General features: G+C 54.4%; 1 rRNA gene. It reads right to left on the bottom strand.

The features are described from left to right. Positions 1-261, bottom strand: a 23S ribosomal RNA gene (locus tag WFL93_RS24180); the annotation flags it as partial.

The following is a 261-nucleotide window of genomic DNA, read 5'->3' as shown; positions in this document are numbered from 1 at the left end:
TTGAACAGGAACCCTTGGTCTTCCGGCGAGCGGGCTTTTCACCCGCTTTATCGTTACTTATGTCAGCATTCGCACTTCTGATACCTCCAGCATGCCTCACAGCACACCTTCGACGGCTTACAGAACGCTCCCCTACCCAACAACGCATACGCGTCGCTGCCGCAGCTTCGGTGCATGGTTTAGCCCCGTTACATCTTCCGCGCAGGCCGACTCGACCAGTGAGCTATTACGCTTTCTTTAAATGATGGCTGCTTCTAAGCC

It is taken from the genome of Pantoea sp. USHLN256 (assembly GCF_037149875.1).
Classification (GTDB): Bacteria; Pseudomonadota; Gammaproteobacteria; order Enterobacterales; family Enterobacteriaceae; genus Pantoea; species Pantoea nemavictus.
Note: the sequence above shows the minus strand (reverse complement) of the source record. Positions and strands in the feature narration are given on the sequence as shown.